This window comes from Marinomonas rhodophyticola, assembly GCF_026113935.1.
Lineage (GTDB): Bacteria > Pseudomonadota > Gammaproteobacteria > Pseudomonadales > Marinomonadaceae > Marinomonas > Marinomonas rhodophyticola.
The window spans coordinates 228161-248843 of record NZ_JAPEUL010000009.1; the positions used below are offsets into that span (position 1 = coordinate 228161).

The 20683-nt window shown below is 44.3% G+C and carries 20 protein-coding genes; 7 read left to right on the forward strand and 13 right to left on the reverse strand.

What is annotated here, in order from left to right; genetic code table 11:
- Positions 1-22 precede the first annotated feature (22 nt).
- The 3 genes from ONZ52_RS15450 to uvrD form a co-directional block, all read right to left on the reverse strand.
- Entirely contained in the window at positions 23-1135 is a 1113-nt protein-coding gene (locus tag ONZ52_RS15450) for a TRAP transporter substrate-binding protein (RefSeq protein WP_265219616.1), read from the reverse strand.
- 227 nt (positions 1136-1362) lie between these two features.
- Positions 1363-2421 (reverse strand): Gfo/Idh/MocA family oxidoreductase, encoded by a 1059-nt coding sequence (locus tag ONZ52_RS15455; RefSeq protein WP_265219617.1) that lies wholly within the window; start codon positions 2419-2421, stop codon positions 1363-1365.
- A 269-nt stretch (positions 2422-2690) separates the two neighbouring features.
- Positions 2691-4904 carry a DNA helicase II gene (gene uvrD, locus ONZ52_RS15460; RefSeq protein WP_265219618.1) on the reverse strand — a complete coding sequence of 738 codons (2214 nt, stop codon included), beginning with the start codon at positions 4902-4904 and terminating at the stop codon, positions 2691-2693.
- Positions 4905-5089: 185 nt separating this feature from the next.
- Between uvrD and ONZ52_RS15465 the strand changes: the two genes are divergently transcribed.
- From ONZ52_RS15465 to ONZ52_RS15475, 3 genes are all read left to right on the forward strand, one after another.
- Complete coding sequence (locus ONZ52_RS15465; protein ID WP_111605834.1) at positions 5090-5284, forward strand: PA3496 family putative envelope integrity protein; 195 nt, start codon at positions 5090-5092, stop codon at positions 5282-5284.
- Positions 5285-5614: 330 nt separating this feature from the next.
- Positions 5615-6784 (forward strand): amino acid aminotransferase, encoded by a 1170-nt coding sequence (locus ONZ52_RS15470; protein WP_428981181.1) that lies wholly within the window; start codon positions 5615-5617, stop codon positions 6782-6784.
- Between the two features lie 184 nt (positions 6785-6968).
- Positions 6969-7595, forward strand: coding sequence for a DsbA family protein (locus tag ONZ52_RS15475; RefSeq protein WP_265219619.1), 627 nt, complete (start codon positions 6969-6971; stop codon positions 7593-7595).
- 41 nt (positions 7596-7636) lie between these two features.
- Here the strand turns inward: ONZ52_RS15475 and ONZ52_RS15480 are convergent, their stop codons facing one another.
- A complete protein-coding gene (locus ONZ52_RS15480; RefSeq protein WP_265219620.1) occupies positions 7637-8461 on the reverse strand; it encodes a phosphatase PAP2 family protein in 825 nt (274 codons plus the stop codon).
- 311 nt (positions 8462-8772) lie between these two features.
- Here ONZ52_RS15480 and eptA point away from each other — a divergent pair, with 311 nt between their 5' ends.
- On the forward strand, positions 8773-10410 hold the full coding sequence (gene eptA, locus ONZ52_RS15485) for a phosphoethanolamine--lipid A transferase EptA (RefSeq protein WP_265219621.1): 1638 nt from the start codon (positions 8773-8775) through the stop codon (positions 10408-10410).
- 89 nt (positions 10411-10499) lie between these two features.
- Here the strand turns inward: eptA and ONZ52_RS15490 are convergent, their stop codons facing one another.
- Complete coding sequence (locus tag ONZ52_RS15490; protein WP_265219622.1) at positions 10500-12098, reverse strand: GntR family transcriptional regulator; 1599 nt, start codon at positions 12096-12098, stop codon at positions 10500-10502.
- A gap of 155 nt (positions 12099-12253) precedes the next feature.
- On the opposite strand from ONZ52_RS15490, the gene ONZ52_RS15495 reads away from it, so the two are divergent.
- The gene (locus ONZ52_RS15495) at positions 12254-13471 is read left to right on the forward strand and encodes an aminotransferase class V-fold PLP-dependent enzyme (protein WP_265219623.1); all 1218 of its coding nucleotides are present in this window, start codon (positions 12254-12256) and stop codon (positions 13469-13471) included.
- A 6-nt stretch (positions 13472-13477) separates the two neighbouring features.
- Positions 13478-13873, forward strand: a complete 396-nt coding sequence (locus ONZ52_RS15500) for a SufE family protein (RefSeq protein ID WP_265220306.1) — start codon at positions 13478-13480, stop codon at positions 13871-13873.
- On the opposite strand, the gene ONZ52_RS15505 is transcribed toward ONZ52_RS15500, so the two are convergent.
- The 5 genes from ONZ52_RS15505 to tcdA form a co-directional block, all read right to left on the reverse strand.
- Positions 13863-14447, reverse strand: coding sequence for a LysE family translocator (locus ONZ52_RS15505; RefSeq protein WP_265219624.1), 585 nt, complete (start codon positions 14445-14447; stop codon positions 13863-13865). The two genes, ONZ52_RS15500 and ONZ52_RS15505, sit on opposite strands and share 11 nt — an antisense overlap.
- A gap of 50 nt (positions 14448-14497) precedes the next feature.
- Positions 14498-15322 (reverse strand): helix-turn-helix transcriptional regulator, encoded by an 825-nt coding sequence (locus ONZ52_RS15510; RefSeq protein WP_265219625.1) that lies wholly within the window; start codon positions 15320-15322, stop codon positions 14498-14500.
- 129 nt (positions 15323-15451) lie between these two features.
- Positions 15452-15859 (reverse strand): DUF393 domain-containing protein, encoded by a 408-nt coding sequence (locus ONZ52_RS15515; RefSeq protein WP_265219626.1) that lies wholly within the window; start codon positions 15857-15859, stop codon positions 15452-15454.
- Positions 15856-16173 carry a N(4)-acetylcytidine aminohydrolase gene (gene yqfB, locus ONZ52_RS15520; RefSeq protein ID WP_265219627.1) on the reverse strand — a complete coding sequence of 106 codons (318 nt, stop codon included), beginning with the start codon at positions 16171-16173 and terminating at the stop codon, positions 15856-15858. The genes ONZ52_RS15515 and yqfB overlap by 4 nt, the downstream gene beginning before the upstream one ends.
- 3 nt (positions 16174-16176) lie before the next feature.
- Positions 16177-16956, reverse strand: coding sequence for a tRNA cyclic N6-threonylcarbamoyladenosine(37) synthase TcdA (tcdA, locus tag ONZ52_RS15525; protein WP_265219628.1), 780 nt, complete (start codon positions 16954-16956; stop codon positions 16177-16179).
- Positions 16957-17060: 104 nt separating this feature from the next.
- Here tcdA and ONZ52_RS15530 point away from each other — a divergent pair, with 104 nt between their 5' ends.
- The gene (locus ONZ52_RS15530) at positions 17061-17801 is read left to right on the forward strand and encodes a TrmB family transcriptional regulator (protein ID WP_265219629.1); all 741 of its coding nucleotides are present in this window, start codon (positions 17061-17063) and stop codon (positions 17799-17801) included.
- Positions 17802-17899: 98 nt separating this feature from the next.
- On the opposite strand, the gene ONZ52_RS15535 is transcribed toward ONZ52_RS15530, so the two are convergent.
- From ONZ52_RS15535 to atpG, 3 genes are all read right to left on the reverse strand, one after another.
- Positions 17900-18319 (reverse strand): F0F1 ATP synthase subunit epsilon, encoded by a 420-nt coding sequence (locus tag ONZ52_RS15535; RefSeq protein WP_265219630.1) that lies wholly within the window; start codon positions 18317-18319, stop codon positions 17900-17902.
- A gap of 63 nt (positions 18320-18382) precedes the next feature.
- Positions 18383-19759 carry a F0F1 ATP synthase subunit beta gene (gene atpD, locus ONZ52_RS15540; RefSeq protein ID WP_265219631.1) on the reverse strand — a complete coding sequence of 459 codons (1377 nt, stop codon included), beginning with the start codon at positions 19757-19759 and terminating at the stop codon, positions 18383-18385.
- A 29-nt stretch (positions 19760-19788) separates the two neighbouring features.
- Positions 19789-20649, reverse strand: coding sequence for a F0F1 ATP synthase subunit gamma (gene atpG, locus ONZ52_RS15545; protein WP_265219632.1), 861 nt, complete (start codon positions 20647-20649; stop codon positions 19789-19791).
- Between the last annotated feature and the right edge of the window lie 34 nt (positions 20650-20683).

Here is a 20683-nt window from a genome sequence, read left to right on the forward strand (position 1 = left end):
CTTATTTCGTTAAAATGAATAATCAGTCATTAGCACGAGCATTAATAAACGCTCGTTCCGAAATATCGTGCCATTGACTCACTGACGCTAAAAAGCTTTTAAAGGAGTCGTATACTTTCTGACTCATAGGGTCGTTAGCGGCCACTTCGTTTAGCGTTTCATTAGAGGCGACTTTTAACGCCTCTAGAAGGTCTTTCGGAAACTCTTTCAACACCACATTATGCTCATTGACTAAGGTCGCTAACGCGGCGTCATTACGTGCTGTAAATTCGCTTAACATCGCTACGTTTGCCTGTTGTGTCGCAGCGCGAACAATCTCTTGTAAATCCGCTGGCAGTGCATTGAAAGCATCTTTATTGAACAAAGCTTCTACCGCTGAGCCTGGCTCTTGCCAACCTGGGTAATAATAGTATTTCGCTGCTTTGTACAAACCAAACGCTAAATCGTTATAAGGCCCCACCCATTCCGTCGCGTCAATTGTACCTGTTTGCAACGCGGTAAAAATTTCACTGCCTGGTAGGTTGACGGTAACAGCACCGACTTTTTTCAGTACTTCGCCACCCAAGCCTGGCATACGCATTTTTAAACCTTGGAAGTCGTCCAACGAGTTAATTTCTTTATTAAACCAACCGCCCATTTGCGCGCCTGTATTGCCGGCTACCATAGGGATGATGTTAAAAGGTGCGTAAACCTCTTCCCACAGTTGCAAACCACCACCGTATTGAAGCCAAGCATTAAACTCTTGTGCCGTCATGCCATAAGGAATAGAGGAAAAAAACTGCACAGCTGGGGCCTTACCTTTCCAATAATAAGCCGTACTGTGTCCCATTTCCGCCGTACCACGAGACACAGCATCAAATACCTCTAGTGCAGGTACCAATTCACCAGCCGCATACACTTTCACATCCAAGCGACCATTCGACATTTGCGTAATGTTTTTCGCTAATGCTTCAGCACTCGTGCCCAAGCCGGGAAAGTTTTTAGGCCAAGTGGTGACCATTTTCCAATGAATTGTTTCAGCTTTTTTCTCAACCTTAGCCGTCTCTTCCGCTTTTTCTGATCCGCCACAGGCGACCAAAGACAAAGCAAACAAACTAGCGAACGCCAATTTGCCCAATACCATTAAATTACGCATTATTTTCCCTCAGGGAGCCAGTTACTTAATTGTTATGAATAGCTAACCTTAACAATAGGGGCAATCAAAACATCCACTAATGCCGTCTATGATTAGGTTTTTATTATAATCAGACAAAAATTTGCCCTTTTCCTGTACAAAACATTGAAAAGGGCAAAAGATGATAAGAATTGTCGGAATCTTGCTCAACTCTTTTTTGCAATTTATCGCCACTTAATTTCGCTTCGCTATAAATTTGGCGTGTAGCTCCACGACATACGCTGACCACTTTCAGCAGATTGCTCGGCCAAACACAATAAATAGATTAACTGGCAAGCGTGCTCCATTGGAACAGGAGCTTCCCCTTTACCAAGAATCGCATCACGCAATTGTCCATAAAACGCGGCGTATTCACCTTGGGTCGATGCTTCTTGAATGGCTTCAATAGTATCTTGAGAATGAGCAACAAAACGTGTATTACGCTGCTGAACAGCTTTAGACGGAAAGTCATCATGCCAAGGCATTTGCCCAGCGCGCAATGCTTCTTCTTGCGGATCCAAACCCACACATTGCCAACTGCCTTTCGTAAATCTTGCGTTAAAGCGTCGCATTTCACCCGCTTCAAACGGTGTTGATGCTAACCGTATACGTCTATCGTCATAGCCCAACTCCAGCTCAAACCAGTCATGGGTTTGACTGCCATCACGTAACTTATCAATGCTGGCATGTAACCACTTCGGCGGGCCGAACAAACACAAGGTCTGGTCTACTATATGCGGTCCTAAATCCCAAAAAATCCCCGTGCCAATACCTGGCTCTTCACGCCAGCGTGCTTGCGCCGTCGGGCGAAAACGATCAAAGCGAGAATCTAAGTGCTTCAACTCGCCCAACTCACCACTCTTAATAAGCGCTTTAAGACGCAAAAAATCCCCATCAAAACGGCGATTTTGATACACGCAAAAAACCAAATCTTTTTGTTTCGCTAGGGTACACAAAGCCTCTATCTGAGATAATTTGGTAACAGAAGGTTTTTCTAACAACACATGCTTACCGTTTTCCAACGCCTGCTTTGCCTGATCAAAATGTAATGCATTTGGTGTGGTAATCACCACCAAATCCACATCTGACGCTGCAAACACCGCCTCAGCTGAAGACACGACTGACGCTTCAGGAAACAGCGCTCTCACCTCATCCACTTTTGAACTGCAAACATACGCCAACATCATCTCTGGATCATTCACCACAAACGGCGCATGAAACACCCGCCCAGACAAACCAAAACCAATCAAACCCACACGAATAGACATGCTCTACTCCTTTTAAAACTAAATACTTACAACTCTAAATAGTTTACAACCAATTGAGAAAAAATGCTGCAATTAAAAACACTTAAAAAGTTAGATAATTTAACTGATAGATAAATAGCTAGGGAGCGGAGAAAGAAATAGAAGCGCCGAAAAGTAATAAACGTCAAAACAAGGATACAAAGATAAGCTGAATCTTATTCCTGCTGACGCGCTGAGCCTGCGCAGCAGAGCGCAAAGGAATAAGAGTCAGCGTCCTTTTTACCGGAGAGTTAAAGCACTTCCAGTTTAGCAAACGACAACACCAGCCACTTAGTGCCTTCGTCATCAAAGTTTACCTGTACGCGTGCTTGTGGGCCTTGGCCTTCGTAGTTGATCACTAAGCCTTCACCAAACACAGGATGATTCACTCGATCGCCCATATTCACCGTCACTTCTGGCGCTTTATAGTTGTTTAACAAACTGCTGTTTTGCAATTTATTCTTTTCAGACTGGTAGTCTGGGCGCTGCAACGACACAGGACGGCTCACTTGCGAACGCAGACGCACTTCCTCCAAACACTGCGGTGGGATTTCTTTGATAAAACGAGAGGGGCTATTAAACGACTCACTGCCAAACAAACGACGGGATTCCGCGTAAGTGATGTAGAGTTTCTCCATAGCTCGGGTAATACCCACATAACAAAGGCGTCGCTCTTCCTCTAAGCGTCCTGGTTCTTCAAAAGACATCTTGCTCGGAAACAGGTTCTCTTCCACGCCGGTTAAGAACACCAATGGGAATTCAAGACCTTTCGCCGAATGCAAGGTCATCAACTGCACGGCGTCTTGGTATTCGTCGGCTTGCGCATCGCCAGCGTCCAACACGGCTTTATCCAAGAATGCCATCAGCGGCGAACTAAACTCTTCGTCTTCATCACTCCAGCTGAAACCGCCAGCCGCACCCACCAACTCTTTTAAGTTTTCGATACGCGCTTCGCCCTTCTCGCCTTTCTCTTTTTCATGGAAAGGAATCAAACCGGCTTCTTCGATAATTTGTTCGAAAATGTCGTTCAAGTTCAAATCGGGTTGCTGGACCGTGGTGCTTAAACCCTCAATAAGATGCAAAAAGGTTTTAATGGCGTTGGTCGCACGGCCCGGCATCAAGGATTGACGCACCACTTCTTGCGCGGCTTGCCACATAGAACAGCCGTTATCACGGGCGATTTCACGCAAGGTTCCAATGCTACGTTCACCAATACCACGAGGCGGTACGTTAATAACACGCTCCATCGCACCATCGTCATTCGGATCCAACGCCAAGCGTGCATAAGCCAAGGCATTTTTGATTTCAAGACGGTCGTAGAATCTGTGCCCACCATAAATACGATAAGCAATCTGTTCCCTAACCAAGCATTCCTCGATCACCCGTGACTGAGCATTGGAGCGATACAGAATCGCCATGTCAGACAACGCCGTCCCCTTATCGCGCCATTGTTTGATGATGCCGATGATAAAACGCGCTTCATCTTGCTCGTTAAAGCCTGCATACAAGGAAATAGGGTCACCTTCACCGCTGTCGGTCCAAAGCTCTTTGCCCAAACGATCATCATTGTGTTTAATCAAACCATTCGCCGCGTTTAGGATATGGCCCGTTGAACGGTAGTTTTGCTCCAAACGAATGGTGCCAACGTCTTTAAAATCTTTGGTGAAGTTTTGGATGTTTTCAATTTTTGCACCACGCCAACCGTAAATCGATTGATCATCGTCACCCACAGCAGTAATCGTGCCTTCGCTGCCCACCATGATGCGCAACCAAGCATATTGAATGGTGTTGGTATCTTGAAACTCGTCCACCAGCACATGACGAAAACGCTCTTGATAATGGCGTAACAAAGCGGGTGTGCTGAGCATCAACTCATGAGCGCGCAACAGCAACTCGCCAAAATCCAATAAACCACCACGCTCACAAGCCTCTTCATAGTGGTAGTACAGCTCGCGCATGCCTTTGGAGAAAGGGTCATGGCTGTCTGGCACATGTGCCGCACGACGGCCTTCGTCTTTTTGCGCGTTAATAAACCAAGACACTTGCTTCGGCGGCCAGCGAGTATCGTCGATATTCAGTTCGCGCATGATGCGTTTGATTAAGCGTAGTTGGTCATCACTGTCCATGATCTGGAAGTTTTCTTTGAGTCCAGCATCACGCCAGTGAGCACGCAATAAGCGATGCGCTAAACCGTGGAAAGTCCCCACCCACATGCCTTGTGGAGGAACACCAACCAATTGCTCAATACGACCTTGCATCTCGCGAGCAGCCTTATTGGTGAATGTAACGGCCATCAAACTATAGGGTGATAGCTCGTAAGCGTGCATCAGCCAAGCAATGCGATGGACCAAAACACGGGTCTTACCCGATCCTGCGCCAGCCAAGACAAGGCTATTCTGCAAGGGCGCGGCGACCGCTTCCCGTTGCTTGTCATTCAGTGAGTCGAGGATAAAAGAAACGTCCATTACATTCCGCCATAATTAATTAATACTTTTGTCACAAAAATCCGCAAAAATAGATTGATTTTCGAACGATTTGCGTTTTTTATTAACGTGAAAATGAGTTGTCTGTCTATTTTGACTTTTTTCAACAGCCGATGACAGGGGTCTATACAGTTCAATGTCATCGAACGTCCAAAAAGGGTATAACGATGAGCAATTTTGCCGAAACACTAACTGAAGTAAAAACCGACATACTGCATGCCTCCATTAGTTTGGATAATGAAACAAAAGAACGGAATCAAAAGGAAGATGCGGCACGTATGTTAAAAGCCCGACGTGCAATTGAACAGCACTTAGAACAAAAACGTTTAAACCATGATATCTCAAACGGCTGGGATGATTGATTTTATCTCGCTAAACTGAGTGATTTGGTACAACAAACTGGGCCTAACCTCTGCGTTAGGCCGTAGTGTGTATTTCACCAAAGAACGCTCGCGCCTACGACAATAGTAGGACATTGTTTTTTCAATCGTACTTTTTGTATGTGGCTTTGCTCGCTTATTTTTAAAGGAGAAAAATCATTATTCCCTTAAAATATGACTTTTATCTCTTCTTATCGTCTTCGTTTTTCTGCAACTTATAGCGGTTACTCACGTGTTGGAGTACCATAGCGTCTGATTTTCATATCTTTTAATCCATAATAAAAAAGAAAATAACCCTCTTGGGGAGTTACCATGTTTGAACATATCCAAGCTGCTCCTGCAGACCCAATTCTTGGCCTGAATGACGCTTATAGAAATGATCTTAATCCGCATAAAATCAACCTAGGTGTTGGTGTTTATAAGGATGAACAAGGCAATACACCGATTTTAAAAGCCGTTAAACAAGCAGAAGAACGTTTGTTGACCCAAGAAAAAACCAAAAACTACCTCAGCATAGAGGGCGCTCCCGCCTATCGATCTGCCGTGCAAACGCTTTTATTTGGTAAAGACCACAACATTATTACCAAACAGCTTGCTCAAACAGCACAAACTCCCGGTGGTACCGGTGCGTTGCGCGTCGCCGCTGAATTCATTAAAAAGCATTTACCCGAAGCCACAATTTGGGTCAGTAACCCAACTTGGGCTAATCACCAGTCCGTTTTTCAGTCCGTCGGTTTAGAAGTAGGCAGCTACGCTTATTACAATGCCGATAACAAATCGTTGGATTTCGAAGCCATGCTTGCCAGTTTGTCGCAAGTACCTGAAGGCGACGTGGTGTTATTTCACGGTTGCTGCCACAATCCAACCGGCATAGACCCAACACCCGAGCAGTGGTACCAATTAGCGAAACTCTGCAGCAAACAAGGTTTCTTACCCTTGTTTGATTTCGCTTACCAAGGGTTTGGTCAAGGTTTAACAGAAGACGCTCAAGGTTTACGTAAGTTTTTAGAGTATGTGCCAGAGATGCTCATCGCCAGTTCCTTCTCGAAAAATTTTGGTCTATACAATGAACGCGTTGGCGCGCTAACCATTGTCTGTGAAAACGCAGAACAAGCCGAAACCACATTCACACAAATCAAACGCTGTATTCGTACCAATTATTCAAACCCACCTTCCCATGGTTCTGCTGTAGTAGCCGAAATCCTCAATGACCCAGAGCTTTATGCTTTGTGGGAAAGCGAGTTAAAAGCCATGCGAACACGCATTCACGAAATGCGCAGTTTGTTTGTGAATACCCTACGAATTAAAGGTGTGAGCCAAGATTTTTCGTTTATTTCGCATCAGCAAGGTATGTTTTCTTTTTCTGGGCTAACACCAGATCAAGTGGCACAGTTGCGCAAAGAGTACGGCATCTACATTGTTGGCTCAGGACGCATTAGTGTCGCGGGCATGACGCATGACAATATGGACTTCACTTTGTGATGCTATTGCCGCGATTTTAAAGGGCTAAGCTCACATTTACTCGCCTTGGTGTGAGGCAATAAAAACGGCTTCAACGTGAATGTTGAGGCCGTTTTTTTATGTCGATGGTTTTTGTTGGTTGTTTTATAACTCAGTAGGCTGTTACCTTATGGGTCCGCTTTTTTTATACATACAGGAGCCATCTATGACCGCCACACTGATTTACTGCTACGATCCAATGTGTAGCTGGTGTTGGGGATTTCGTCCTACTTGGACCAAGCTGCAAAAAGCCTTGCAACATTTGATCGATGCCAATCAGCTCACCATTCAGCCTATGCTTGGCGGTCTTGCCATTGATTCCGATGTGGCCATGCCAGAGGAAATGAAAGCCAAACTGGAAGGCACATGGAAACATATTCAAAGCACTCTAGGAACGGAGTTTAATTTCGACTTCTGGAAAACCGCAGCGCCACGTCGATCAACTTATCCAGCCTGCCGTGCCTGTTACGTCGCCAGAGACATAGGACTCGAAGAAGAGATGTATCATGCCATCCAAGAGGCGTATTACTTAAACGCTAAAAATCCGTCGGATCTCGACACCTTAATTGCATGTGCTGAACAAATAGGCATGAATGCTGACGGTTTTCAGAAGACCATGCAGCACGTTAAAAATGAGCGTTTATTGGAAGAAGAAATAGAACAGGCTAGGCATCTTGGCTTGAATTCATTCCCTTCTTTAGCCTTGTTAATAGGCGATAAGCTCACGCCTATTCCACTAGATTACAAGGATCATTTAAGCATGTTAACTGCCATAAAAAAGGCGCTGTCTTAGCGCCTTAGTCACTTAAATCACATCAGTTCTATAAATATAAATCAACGAACAAAAACATAACTCTTCATTGTGCGAATAATAGCAGCGGCTGAAACAACATATAACAAAGGTAAAGCGAGCTTATAATCGTTGCCATCAACAAATACTATGATGCACGCAATGACAAACAAACTCAGTGTAAATAGATGCACATAGGCACACAAACCAAACTTCCATTTTGCGGTAATCATCACACCACCCACACCTAAAACCACACCCAATGCGCCACCAACTAAAACATCCATTGGCCAATGCACACCAATCAACACCCGACTCAAAGCAACCAATACCGCCAACAGGATAAACGTCGCTTTAGCATAAGCATTTTGAACGTAGCAGAAACACACACTTGCTAATAAGAATGCCGTTAAACTATGGCCAGAAGGAAAGCTACGTGCTTTATAGGCTCTGCCCAAAAGATTAAAGGTTTCAGGATCAAGCACTGCCGGTGGACGCGGCATCGCAAAATAATCCTTAAGTAAGTTAACTACGATGGCACCAAGTAATGTGGTGAATAGAACAGTCCAATGAAAACGAATATTGCGGCAAGAAAATAACAGCACTAGGGCCAACAAAAATACGCCATCTCCAAATACCGTCATATTTTCCAATAAGAAAGAAGGTATGTAGATGCTAAAGCTATTTATTTCCATAAAGCCAAAATGATAACCACCAAGTACATTACCAATCATGGCAGTGCTTGCTAATACAACGGCAACCAAAAGTAAAATTTGAATACTAGATTGAGGAACAACCGCCTTGCTTGCTCTAGCTTGATCTAGCAGCGATTTATAATTGGTCGACATTTTAGTTAAGTGACAACGCATAAAACCCTCATTTCTTTTGACAAAAAGAGATATAAATTAGATGGTCACATTTTATGCACATTGAGTGAAAAATAAGTGAAATGAGAATCTGAGATATAAACAGAAATAAATAGTTATGTATTTGTTTGTACTTTTATGTGAAATAAGCAAATAAAAGGTAAAAGAAGGATTGATGATCATGATGAAATCCCCGTTAATAGGCGAATAATCACGAGCAATTTTTTCCATCTAGATTTTTCTTATTTAGCCTTCTCTTAATCTAGATTTTTTATCGAAGTAGCAAACAAGGTCAACAGGAACACATATCCCACATGAAGCGTAACCACACTATTTTGTCCCGACTCACGACAGGGCTATGTTCTTTCTTCAGACAGGGTTTTAAAACAAAACCTAGTACTTCAAGCTTTGTTATTTTGCTAACGCTACTAAATACAGCGCTATATAACTGGCCTTTATTTTCTTTTTCGATAAAAAATCTAGATGGCTTTACGTTGAATAGCATGCAAACTCTCATGACCGTTTTTGCCGCTATTTATCTAGTCACCACGCTGGTGCTTTATGTGTTGTTTATTTTATCTAGACGCTTAGGTAAAGCTGTATGTGTGGTGTTTGCATTAGCAAACTCATTGGCAGTGTATTTCGTGGTGACCTATAACGTCATCTTAGACAGAACCATGATAGGCAATATTTTTAACACCCAATATTCAGAATCTGGACAATTTTTAAGCCCAAAGCTGGCCATTTATTTTATTCTGCTTGGCGTCTTACCAGCTTGGTTAATCCTTCGTGTGTCGGTTCAGAAAACCTCAAGAATACGATTATTCGCGCATCTTATTATCACCGTCATAGTCACGTCTACTTGGATTTGGCAGTCACAAAGTCATTGGCTATGGATTGATGATCATGCCAAACAATTAGGTGGCCGAATCATGCCTTGGTCTTACGTAGGTAATACGATTCGCTATCAAAACCAGTTAGCGAAAGAAAATGTAGTACAAACTCTATTACCAGATGCCACCTTTGATTCAAATGAAAAAACCGTTGTGGTGTTAGTCATTGGTGAATCAGCGCGAGCGGAGAATTTTTCCCTATACGGCTATGAAAAACCAACCAATCCTTTGCTAACCGCATCTGAAAATGTCGTTACCTTAAAAAATGCGACCTCTTGCGCCACTTACACTACCGAATCTGTGAAATGTATTCTTTCACACAATAACCCAAGTGGTAGTTTCTCCGAGCAATTTGAACCTTTGCCAAGTTACCTGCAAAGACAAGGAGTTGACGTTTTTTGGCGCACAAAAAACTGGGGAGAGCCACCAATTAAAGTAGCTAGCTATTTAAGTTCAGGGGATTTGAAAAAGAACTGTGAAGGCAGTGAATGCGACTATGATGGCGTGTTATTAAGTCATCTAGCTGAGCAAATTCAAGAATCGGATAAACAAAAAGTCTTTGTGGTTCTGCATCAAACAGGCAGTCATGGACCATCTTATTACAGTAAATATCCAAAGGAGTTTGAGGTTTTTAAACCTATTTGTCGTTCGGTCGAGCTTAGTAACTGCACGCAAGAGGAGCTAATTAACGCCTACGATAATACCGTCTTATATAACGATCATTTCTTAGATCAGTTACGCAAAACTTTAGAAGGATTGAAAGACACCTCCAGCGCTTATCTTTATGTATCTGACCATGGAGAGTCACTTGGCGAAGGTGGTATTTATTTACATGGAACACCTTATTCCATTGCACCTGAGCAACAATTCAAAGTGCCGTTCTTTGTGTGGATGTCGCCATCTTTTATTGATCAGAGGCATATCTCTATCGATAAACTAAGAGCACGAGAACAAAGCACCCAAGCGAATATTTTCCATAGCGTCATGGGCGCCTTTGATATGAACAGCGAAATCTATAATAAAGACCTAGATATGTTCAGGGCTGCGCGCCAACAATAGCCATAGACTAGCGAATAAACAATAAAGGCCAGTAAATCTGGCCTTTATTGTTTTTGTCATTTTCTAGAAAACATGACTCTTTTTGGGCTCTAACCAAAGTCGTGATTAATTAAATCCAACATCGGGTTATAAAGTGGTTCTGTTGTTGCATTGCGTGATTTTTTCGCTTCTTTGTCAGACGCTCCAACGTTGTTGGCTTCTAAAACATCAAACATTTGTAAATCGCTTTCTATGGCTTCCGCTATCTCTTCTATCTCTTCAGCCTCTTCTCTTTGCTCGCTCACTTCTGCTGACTCTGTTGTTGGTTCAATAACAGGATCATTTATCGTCTTGGTCGTCTTAATCTCTTCATCAACGACCAAATGCTCCGCCAAGGCTTTCGCTAAAGGCTCAACGTCGTCTAAGGTCACATTCACTGCCAACCAATGATTAGCGTCGGCTTCATGACTCACCAAAGCACCGGGCATGATCGCATGTCGAAAGCCGGCTAGTAGAGCCGTCATACTGGCAACATCCAACGGTTTAGACAAGCGCATCCAGAGTGACATCCCTCCTTTACTCGCCGCAAAACTGACATGCTCGCCCAGACGGGTTTCCAAATGCGCTTTAACACGCTCCGAATTTGCCCAAACTTCTCGAGCACGTTTCGTTAACGAACGTTTGCTATTAGACTGCAAGGCGTCGTTCAGTGCCATCTGCTGAGCATCACTCAACGCCATATCGGCACCTAAAAAGGCCCCTTCTAATACGGCTTGATATCGACCTGGCAAGCACCAGCTTGCAGAGCGATCTACGCCTTTTGATTCCACGCCACCGATATAGACAATATGGTCAGACGAATCCATTGACTTGTAGGTCATCATCGAACCAGCGCGATACGCCAAATGCGAACACAAATCCCACTCAATCACGGGCAACTTGGTTTCTTCAATAATCGCCAACCAACGACGCAGACTTAAATTACTCACCAACTGACCCGCTGGAAACGAAAACTGCCCAGGCAAAACAATCAAGCGAATGGCTTTATCCCGTAAACAGCGAATCGCTAAATCTAAATCGACACCGCGCTCACCCGCCGTCAGGGCAATCACTTGTCGCCCTAAACTTTGCAAGGTGGTGGTGATTCGAGGATCACACGGCGTTAACACCAACACGCTGTCACCACGTTGAGTTAAGGTTTGCACGGTTTGAGTGAAGATAGCTAAAGGTGAATGTCCTAACCAAAGGTGTGAGGCATGGACTTTAATACCAAGGCCTTTTAAATGCTCGCTAACGGCTTCGCGCACGGCTAAATGACCTTTACCCAAGACAGGCAGATGGACTTCTTCCTGACGCGCTGCGGGGCTTAAAAAAGCCTCGCTTTGATCGACCAAAGCCGCACGGTGAGCAAGACACGACCAAGCCGGCTTAGTGCCATCATTGGCCAGTTCACGTAGCTCATCCCCCGCCAGCAACAAAGCTGGCTTAGTGTCACTGCGATGACAAACAAAGTAACCCGATTTGGGACGAGACTCGATCCAGCCATCTTCACTCAACAACTCATAACCGTGTATGACCGTGTTTAAGCTCAGGCCCAATTGCTTCGATAACGCTCGTAAAGAGGGCATCTTATCACCAGGCACAATGGCCTCTTGTGACATTTGATCCAAAAACCAATCCACCACACCTTTATATAAAAAATCCGCCACCGTTTTGTACCTTTTCTAGTTTGTCATCTAGTATCTGTTATCAATCATTATAGTTGTCTGAAAAAAACGCAAGTAAAAGCCCAATAATTCCCGCTTTTTGTAGGAGTTAAGGTACAATTTCTTTTATTTTAGGCTGATTTCAACGTAGAGTATTCATGGCTTTCGACCCGTTATTGCTTCGTCCCCTTTTTTCCATTTTGGCGCAATCGGCCTACGATCATCCATTAACATACTTGGACAATGCCGCCACGACTCAAAAGCCCTTGCCAGTATTGGATGCTATCCAAGACTACTATCGACACTTCAATGCCAATGTTCACCGCGGCGCCCACTTTCTTAGCGATCGAGCCACTAACCGTTTTGAGCAAGCCAGAGACACCGTCGCGCGCTTTATTAACGCGCCAGAACAAAGCCACGTGATTTGGACAAAAGGCGCAACGGAAGCCATCAATGTAGTGGCCTACGGCCTTGAGCACATTCTTGAAAAAGGCGATGAGATCCTCATCACCAGTTTAGAACATCATGCTAACTTGGTCCCTTGGCAGCAACTGGCGTTTCGCACAGGCGCACGCTTACGCATTGTACCGTTAACATCCAATGGTGAATGGGAACCCGAATTCAGCCACTATTTTACCGATCGCACTCGTATTTTTGCGGCAACGCAGATTTCGAATGCCATCGGCGTAAGTACACCGCTACAAACTATGCTCGATCATGCCAAGCAACAAGGCGCTTTTACCCTTGTCGATGGCGCTCAAGCTGTGGCGCACTATCCTATTGATGTGCAAACATTAGACTGTGACTTCTATGTCTTCTCTGGCCACAAGATGTATGGGCCGACCGGCGTTGGTGTTTTGTATGGCAAAAGTCATGCGTTGGACGTGTTACTACCATACCAAACTGGCGGCGAAATGGTACGTCATGTTTCCTACCAAGCCACAGAATTCAATGTTTTGCCTTATCGTTTAGAAGCGGGAACGCCACATATTGAAGGCGTTATTGGCTTAGCGGCGGCGTGTGACTTTCTCAACGCCCAAGATCGCCTAGCGTTATTGGCTTGGGAGCAATCGCTTGCGAATCATGTTTATACAAGACTGCATAAAGCGGGCGGTATCGAAATTTATTCCCCCGAGAAAAACACCACCCTAGTGTCTCTAAGTGTACCCAATATTCATATCTTGGATTTAAACGCTTACCTAGACAGCCAAGGTGTCGCCGTTCGTGCAGGCAGCCACTGTGCCCATCCATTAATGGCACAACTTGGCGTTGCCGGAACCTTACGTGCCTCCTTCGCTTGTTATAACACCATGGAAGAAGCCAACCGCTTCTGTGATGTGTTGCTCGACGCCATAGACCTACTAAACGATGAGTAACCCGTGATGACAGACGCCATACACCTCAAAACCCAACTACAGGCGTGCCGAAGCAAGGAAGACACCTTCAAAACCTTGGTGACGTTGAGCAAAACACTTCCAAGACTGACTGCTGAAGATAAAACGGAAGTAAACAAAATAAAAGGCTGCGAAAGCGCAGTTTGGCTCATCATTGAAGAAAGCCATGGCATACGCCACTTTGAAGCCGACAGCGACGCCAAACTCATGCGCGGGGTATTAGTCGCCATATTGAGCTTGGTCGAAGGGAAAGCTCTCACAGACATCCAACAAATGGATCTAAAAGCAGAGCTAGCCGAACTTAATCTATCAAGCTACTTAACCAGCTCTAGAGCCAATGGCATATTGGCGATTTTGGAAAAAATACAGGCACCTAAACAATAAAACCTGCTATGCCCAAACCGATAAACAACAACCCTGTAATACGATTAATCAGTACTATATGATGCTTTAAACAGTGAGATACCTTATCTATCGCTGAAGAAATAAGTATATGGATAATCAAAGTGATCACGACCAACTCTAGCGTTAATAATACTGAATAGACCACAAAATGTTCGTTTGACGGAACGAATAATGGAAATAAAGCGCCAAAAAAGACCAATGTTTTTGGATTTAATAGCGAGATCAATACACCATTTTTAAAACTGTATCCTTGCGTGGCGATAGTCACCTCACTGTTAGCATAATACAACGCCTTGCAGCCCAAATAAGCGATATAGCCACTACACAACCACGTCATAATTTGAAAAGCGTGTTCATTAGAATGAATCATGGCTAACAACCAAGTATTCGCTAACACAGAAGCGAATATTAACCCTGTAGCAATGCCAAAAATCACCGGTAAAGTACCCCGTAAACTCTGGTTAATGCTGTTACTTACAACAGCCAAACCACCAGGTCCTGGTGATAATGCCGATGCTAGGCAAATGGCCAAAAACGCTAGTTGATTTTCCATGACTTTGCTCCTCACGATTGAGGCCATCACTTTAATCAGCCAGTTAGCTTTTATCTTGTAAAAAATTGCTTTTGATAGGCCGTTGGCGTGATCCCCATCGCGCTAAAAAACGCTTTGGTGAAATGGCTTTGATCATGAAAACCACAATTGAGCGCAATATCAACAGAACTAAAACCGCGCTTTAGTTGAGCTCGAGCATGATTCAAGCGTTGTTGGATTTGATATTGATGAGGGGTTAACTGATAACAACGCTTAAATTCTTTAATGAGGTGAAACTTGTTGATACCAGCCTGTTGCGCAATGACTTCAAGGGAAAGTTTCTGCTGATAGCAGTCTGACAGTAAATCACGTACTGACTCAATATTAGATTGTGCTTTATTAAAATGGCGTGTCGACGTTCGTTGGCTTTCCTGTAATAGTAAGTTCACCAACAGCATTTCCCAATGCACCTCAATATCCAAGGCTTCCGCGCCATGAGAGAGCTTCTTAAGTAGCATCCGCATCTGCTGGCTTAAGCGCGCGTCGCTGATCACACTTTGTCGAAAATGGGGGACATACTCAACCCCAAACAAAGACTGGTTTAAAGCCATCATACGCTCCTTGGATGGATACAAAGCACGATAACGCCAACCTTCCCCTCTTCCCTTAGATCCGGTGTGCAATTCATCAGGAGCAACAATCGATAACTGTCCCGGCAAGGCATTATGGCTCGCGCCACGATGGCTAAAATGCATCACTCCCGCATCGACCACCGAGATAACAAAGCCATCGTGAGCATGTTTACCAAATACGGTATCGGTAAACTGTGCTTCAATCATTTCCACACCGCCCAAGATTTGGCTAGTTGAAACGTGGCAATATTCGTTTGCGTGCATCCGGGCCTCCAAGTAAACGTCAACTCTGTCTAACGCTAACCATTCGGGTAAAAAATTCTTGTAAAAAATTGCTGATTTATTTCAAGATAACCTTTAATAACCTTCTATTGAAATATAACGACATGCTCGTTAGAACCTATCGTTATCTTCTTGCTTTAAGTTATTAATCTTAGTTTTGCCTAATACTTTCAATAACAGATTACGGCAAGACCTTAATATAGGATACAAAATAGCGGCGATTTTTTTGGAACGAAACAGCCAATAATTCAAGCGGTTAAACACGCCAGATCGGCTACTCAGCAAAGCTAAAAGCTGGATAGCGTCTGCACCATAGTAGAGCTGTCCATCCATTTTCAACACCATGCCTTGATCTATGTCTAAGCCTTTCGCATTCACTTCTACCATAACCTCTGGATTGTCGCGAGCATCAATGAGTACTAACTCTCCGACGCTTTGCCGTATACGAACTATTTGACAATAAAAATGGCAGGCGGGACATTCCTTGTCATAGATGAGCAGAATCTGTTTGTCTGTCATGCATCAACCCGCTGATAAGAGATCAAATACAGCTGCTGAATCCCTGGGTAAATGTCTTGAATCACGGCCCTTAATTCATCCAAGGTCATGTTTTCTTGTGCGGCATGGTAATCCGTCAATGCATCAAACAAGACCGGCTCGACAGACACTATTTTTAATCGACAAAATTTACGACCGTCTTCAAAGGTAGATACGGTGACAACAGAATCCGGCACATAATGCTTTTCCACTTCATCACGTAAAGTAATGGTCTTTTTGCCCGATAGAATATCGGCTTCGAAGCGTTCAAAGAACGTCATGGTCGTAGGTATCATGTCTTAATTCGCCTTCTGCGCCAGTTTTTCCAACACTCTCGACACCGCCACAAACGCGAAGGAAGCGGTTACGGCGGTGCTCGCACCAAAGCCAGTATCGCAGTTCATTTTGGTTTCTGTATCGCCTTTTAAACGCTGGTGAGATACGGTGCCGTCACCTTGCGGGTAGCGCAATTGCTCGGTGGAATACACACATTCGATGTCGAAGCGGCGTTTGGGATTGCGAGTGAAGTTGTAATGGCGTCTTAAAAAGTTGCGTAGTTTTGCCGCGAGCGGGTCTTTTTCCGTTTTTGAAAGATCACCGATTAAGATTTTCGTCGGGTCTATTTGACCACCCGCGCCACCGACAGTAATCACTTTGCGCTTGTTGCTCTTACTCCATGCCATCAAAGCCGCTTTAGGCTTGATACTGTCTATGCAGTCGATAATGTAATCAAAGGGCGTAGAGAGCAGCTCAGAGATGTTCTCAGGGGTAATAAAGTCTTCAATGCGGGTTACTAGGCAATCGGGGTTAATCAACTTGATACGCTCGGCCATGACATCGACTTTCGATTCGCCAATGTTACCGTCTAGCGCATGAATTTGACGGTTGGTATTGGTAATACAAACATCATCCATATCGATCAAGGTAATGCGACCAATACCAGAACGGGCTAAGGCTTCAGCCGCCCAAGAGCCAACGCCACCAATACCAATGACACACACGTGAGCTTGAGTAAAAAACTCATACGCTGCATCACCATATAAGCGGCGAATGCCACCAAATCGTTGATCATTTGTCACTTTTTTCTCCTCGCAGAAAAATCGCCCTGCGCTTTTTCTATCAATACGTGTATTCTTTTAAATCATTAAAAACGCTACAAATTATAATCAGGTACTAGAGTCCTATGATTCAGCAAGCTTTTGAAATGCTTGGTTTAACACCAAAAGAAACACAACTTTATCAAACCTTGTTAAAACTCGGTCCGTCTTCCATACGAGACATTGCCGAACACAGTGGCATCAATCGCGGTACGGCCTACGAGTCTCTCAAGCAATTACAAACAAAAGGTATTGTCAGCTATTTCCCGAAAGGGAAGCGCCGTTTTTTTACTGCTGAAAATCCAGACATTCTATTGAATCTAGCGGAAGAAAAACGCAACCGACTCAATAAAACCATAGAGAACCTCAAGAGCACAATCATCCCAAACTTACATCAACAGCAACCAGACTATCATCAAACCCATGTGCGGTATTATGAGGGAGACGATGGTATAGAATGGGTATTACGCGATATTTTAAACGTCGTATCACAACAAGACCACAAAGAATATTGCGTGTTTTCGTCTAAACCGATCCGTCCCTTTTTGTACCGCCCTTTCCCCAACTACACCAAACAACGGGTAAAACTGGGCATTAATGTAAAAGTAATCGCTCTGGGTGAAGGGGGTGAAGAAGCGCAATTATCAGAACGTAAATGGATCAAAACAGAAGGCTCGGTGGATGCCAGCTATATCGCTATCTATCCGCCCAAATGCGCGATTATTTCTTTGGCGAGTAACAACTTCCCTTCTGCCGTGGTATTGGAATCAAAAGACATTGCCAAAGCACAACAAATTATCTTCGATACACTATGGAAGATGCTTTAAAGAAGCAGCTTTACCCTTCAAGAACATCCCCAAATAAATAGCAGACAATAAAAAAGCAGCCATCAGGCTGCTTTTTTGACTGTTCAAAACAATCCCGCCTATTGATGACTGCGAAACTGTTGAATAGTACGCAAACGAGCCATAGCTTCCACTAATTCCGCTGTCGCACGAGTGTAATCGACATCAGGTTTTTGGTTAGCCAAAAGCTCTTTCGCATGTTCTTGCGCTTTTAGTGCCGCTTCTTCGTCCAGATCTTTTGCACGAGTGGCTGTATTAGCCAAAACGGTAACACGGTGTGGCTGAACTTCTAAGAAGCCACCCGATACGAAGATAAACTCTTCATCACCATTTTCTTTAACCACACGAACAGGACCTGGTTGCAGCGTCGTCAACAATGGCGCATGACCAGGCATAATACCCAAATCACCATAGCTGCCTGCAGCCACAAGAGATTGCACCGTACCGGAAAAAATCTCTTGTTCAGCGCTTACGATATCGCAGTGTACTGTGATAGCCATAAGTTGCCTCTCTTAGTCATACTTAGCAAAAGCGTCTAATGACGCTTTTGCTGCGTGTGATGGTTAAAGTTTCTTAGCTTTCTCGACCGCTTCGTCGATACTACCAATCATATAGAACGCTTGCTCAGGAAGATCATCGAACTCACCATCCAAAATGCCTTTAAAGCCACGAATCGTGTCTTTCAAAGAAACATACTTACCTGGAGAGCCAGTGAATACTTCTGCTACGAAGAAAGGCTGAGACAAGAAACGCTGGATTTTACGAGAACGGTTAACCGTTTGTTTATCTTCTTCAGATAACTCGTCCATACCCAAAATTGCGATGATGTCTTTCAATTCTTTATAACGTTGCAATACCATTTGAACGCCACGTGCTACGTCGTAATGCTCTTGACCGATAACCAATGGGTCAAGCTGACGTGAAGTAGAATCAAGTGGATCGATCGCTGGGTAGATACCCAAAGAGGCGATGTCACGAGACAATACAACGGTTGCGTCCAAGTGAGAGAACGTTGTTGCTGGAGATGGATCTGTCAAGTCATCCGCAGGTACGTATACCGCTTGAACAGACGTGATAGAACCCGTCTTAGTAGAGGTGATACGTTCTTGAAGAACACCCATCTCTTCAGCAAGTGTAGGCTGGTAACCTACCGCAGATGGCATACGACCTAGCAATGCAGATACTTCCGTACCCGCAAGTGTGTAACGGTAGATGTTATCTACGAAGAAAAGTACGTCACGACCTTCGTCACGGAACTTCTCAGCCATAGTCAAACCAGTCAAAGCAACACGTAGACGGTTACCTGGTGGCTCGTTCATTTGACCGTATACAAGAGATACCTTGTCGATTACGTTCGAGTCAGTCATCTCATGGTAGAAGTCGTTACCTTCACGAGTACGCTCACCAACACCAGCGAATACAGAGTAACCGCTGTGCTCGATCGCGATGTTACGGATAAGCTCCATCATGTTTACGGTTTTACCTACACCGGCACCACCAAACAGACCAACTTTACCACCTTTCGCGAAAGGACAAACAAGGTCGATAACCTTGATGCCAGTTTCTAGCAATTCGTTACTAGAAGACTGCTCAGCATAAGAAGGAGCAGCACGGTGAATTGACCAACGCTCTTCTTCGCCGATAGGGCCTTTTTCATCAATTGGGTTACCTAGAACGTCCATAATACGTCCTAGTGTCTTCGTACCAACAGGGACAGAAACAGGTTTGTTAGTGTTTTCAACCACCAAACCACGTCTCATTCCGTCAGTGGAACCCATGGCGATGGTACGAACAATACCGTCACCTAGTTGCTGTTGTACTTCCAACACCAACTCTTTACCCTCGATAGTCAGGGCATCATAAACTTTTGGCACGCTATCACGTGGGAATTCCACGTCGATAACCGCACCGATAATCTGTACGATTTGTCCGCTACTCATGTTCGGATCCTCTTAAATACCTAAATACCTTAAACCGCTGCCGCGCCGCTGACTATCTCAGAAATTTCCTGAGTAATCGCCGCTTGACGAGCCTTGTTGTACACCAACCGTAATTCATCAATGATATCGCCTGCGTTGTCGGTTGCATTTTTCATTGCCAGCATACGCGCTGCTTGCTCACATGCAATGTTCTCAACCACAGACTGATATACTTGAGATTCAATATAGCGAACCAATAATTCGTCAAGAATTTCAACGGCATCTGGCTCGTAGATATAATCCCAGTGGTGCTTTAACTCTGTATTCTCTTCCGCCTTTAATGGCAAAAGTTGCTCAACCGTCGGCTTCTGAGTCATGGTATTCACGAACTCATTTGAAACCACATAAAGACGATCAATGCGACCTTCATCAAATGCGTCTAGCATCACCTTAACACTTCCGACTAAGTCGTCAGCTTTAGGTGCATCACCTAAACCGGTGAAGGCTGCTGTTACATTTCCGCCGTAGTTACGAAAGAATGAAACGGCTTTAGAGCCAATTGCACAGATGTCGATTTCAACACCAGAATCAGCAAACTGTTTCATGTTCTTAATAGCGGCTTTGAACACGTTAACGTTCAAACCACCACATAAACCACGGTCAGAAGAGATTACGATATAACCAACACGCTTCGCCTCACGCTCGGTAAGGTAACGGTGTTTATACTCAGGATTCGCGTTGGCCAAATGACCAACTACTTGGCGAATTCGTTCCGCATACGGACGAGAAGCGGCCATACGATCCTGAGCTTTACGCGTTTTACTTGCGGCTACTTTTTCCATAGCACGAGTAATTTTACGCGTATTGTTTATGCTCGAAATCTGAGTGCGTATCTCTTTTCCGACTGCCATAATAGAACTGCCCTTGTGAGAATGTTATTTCACA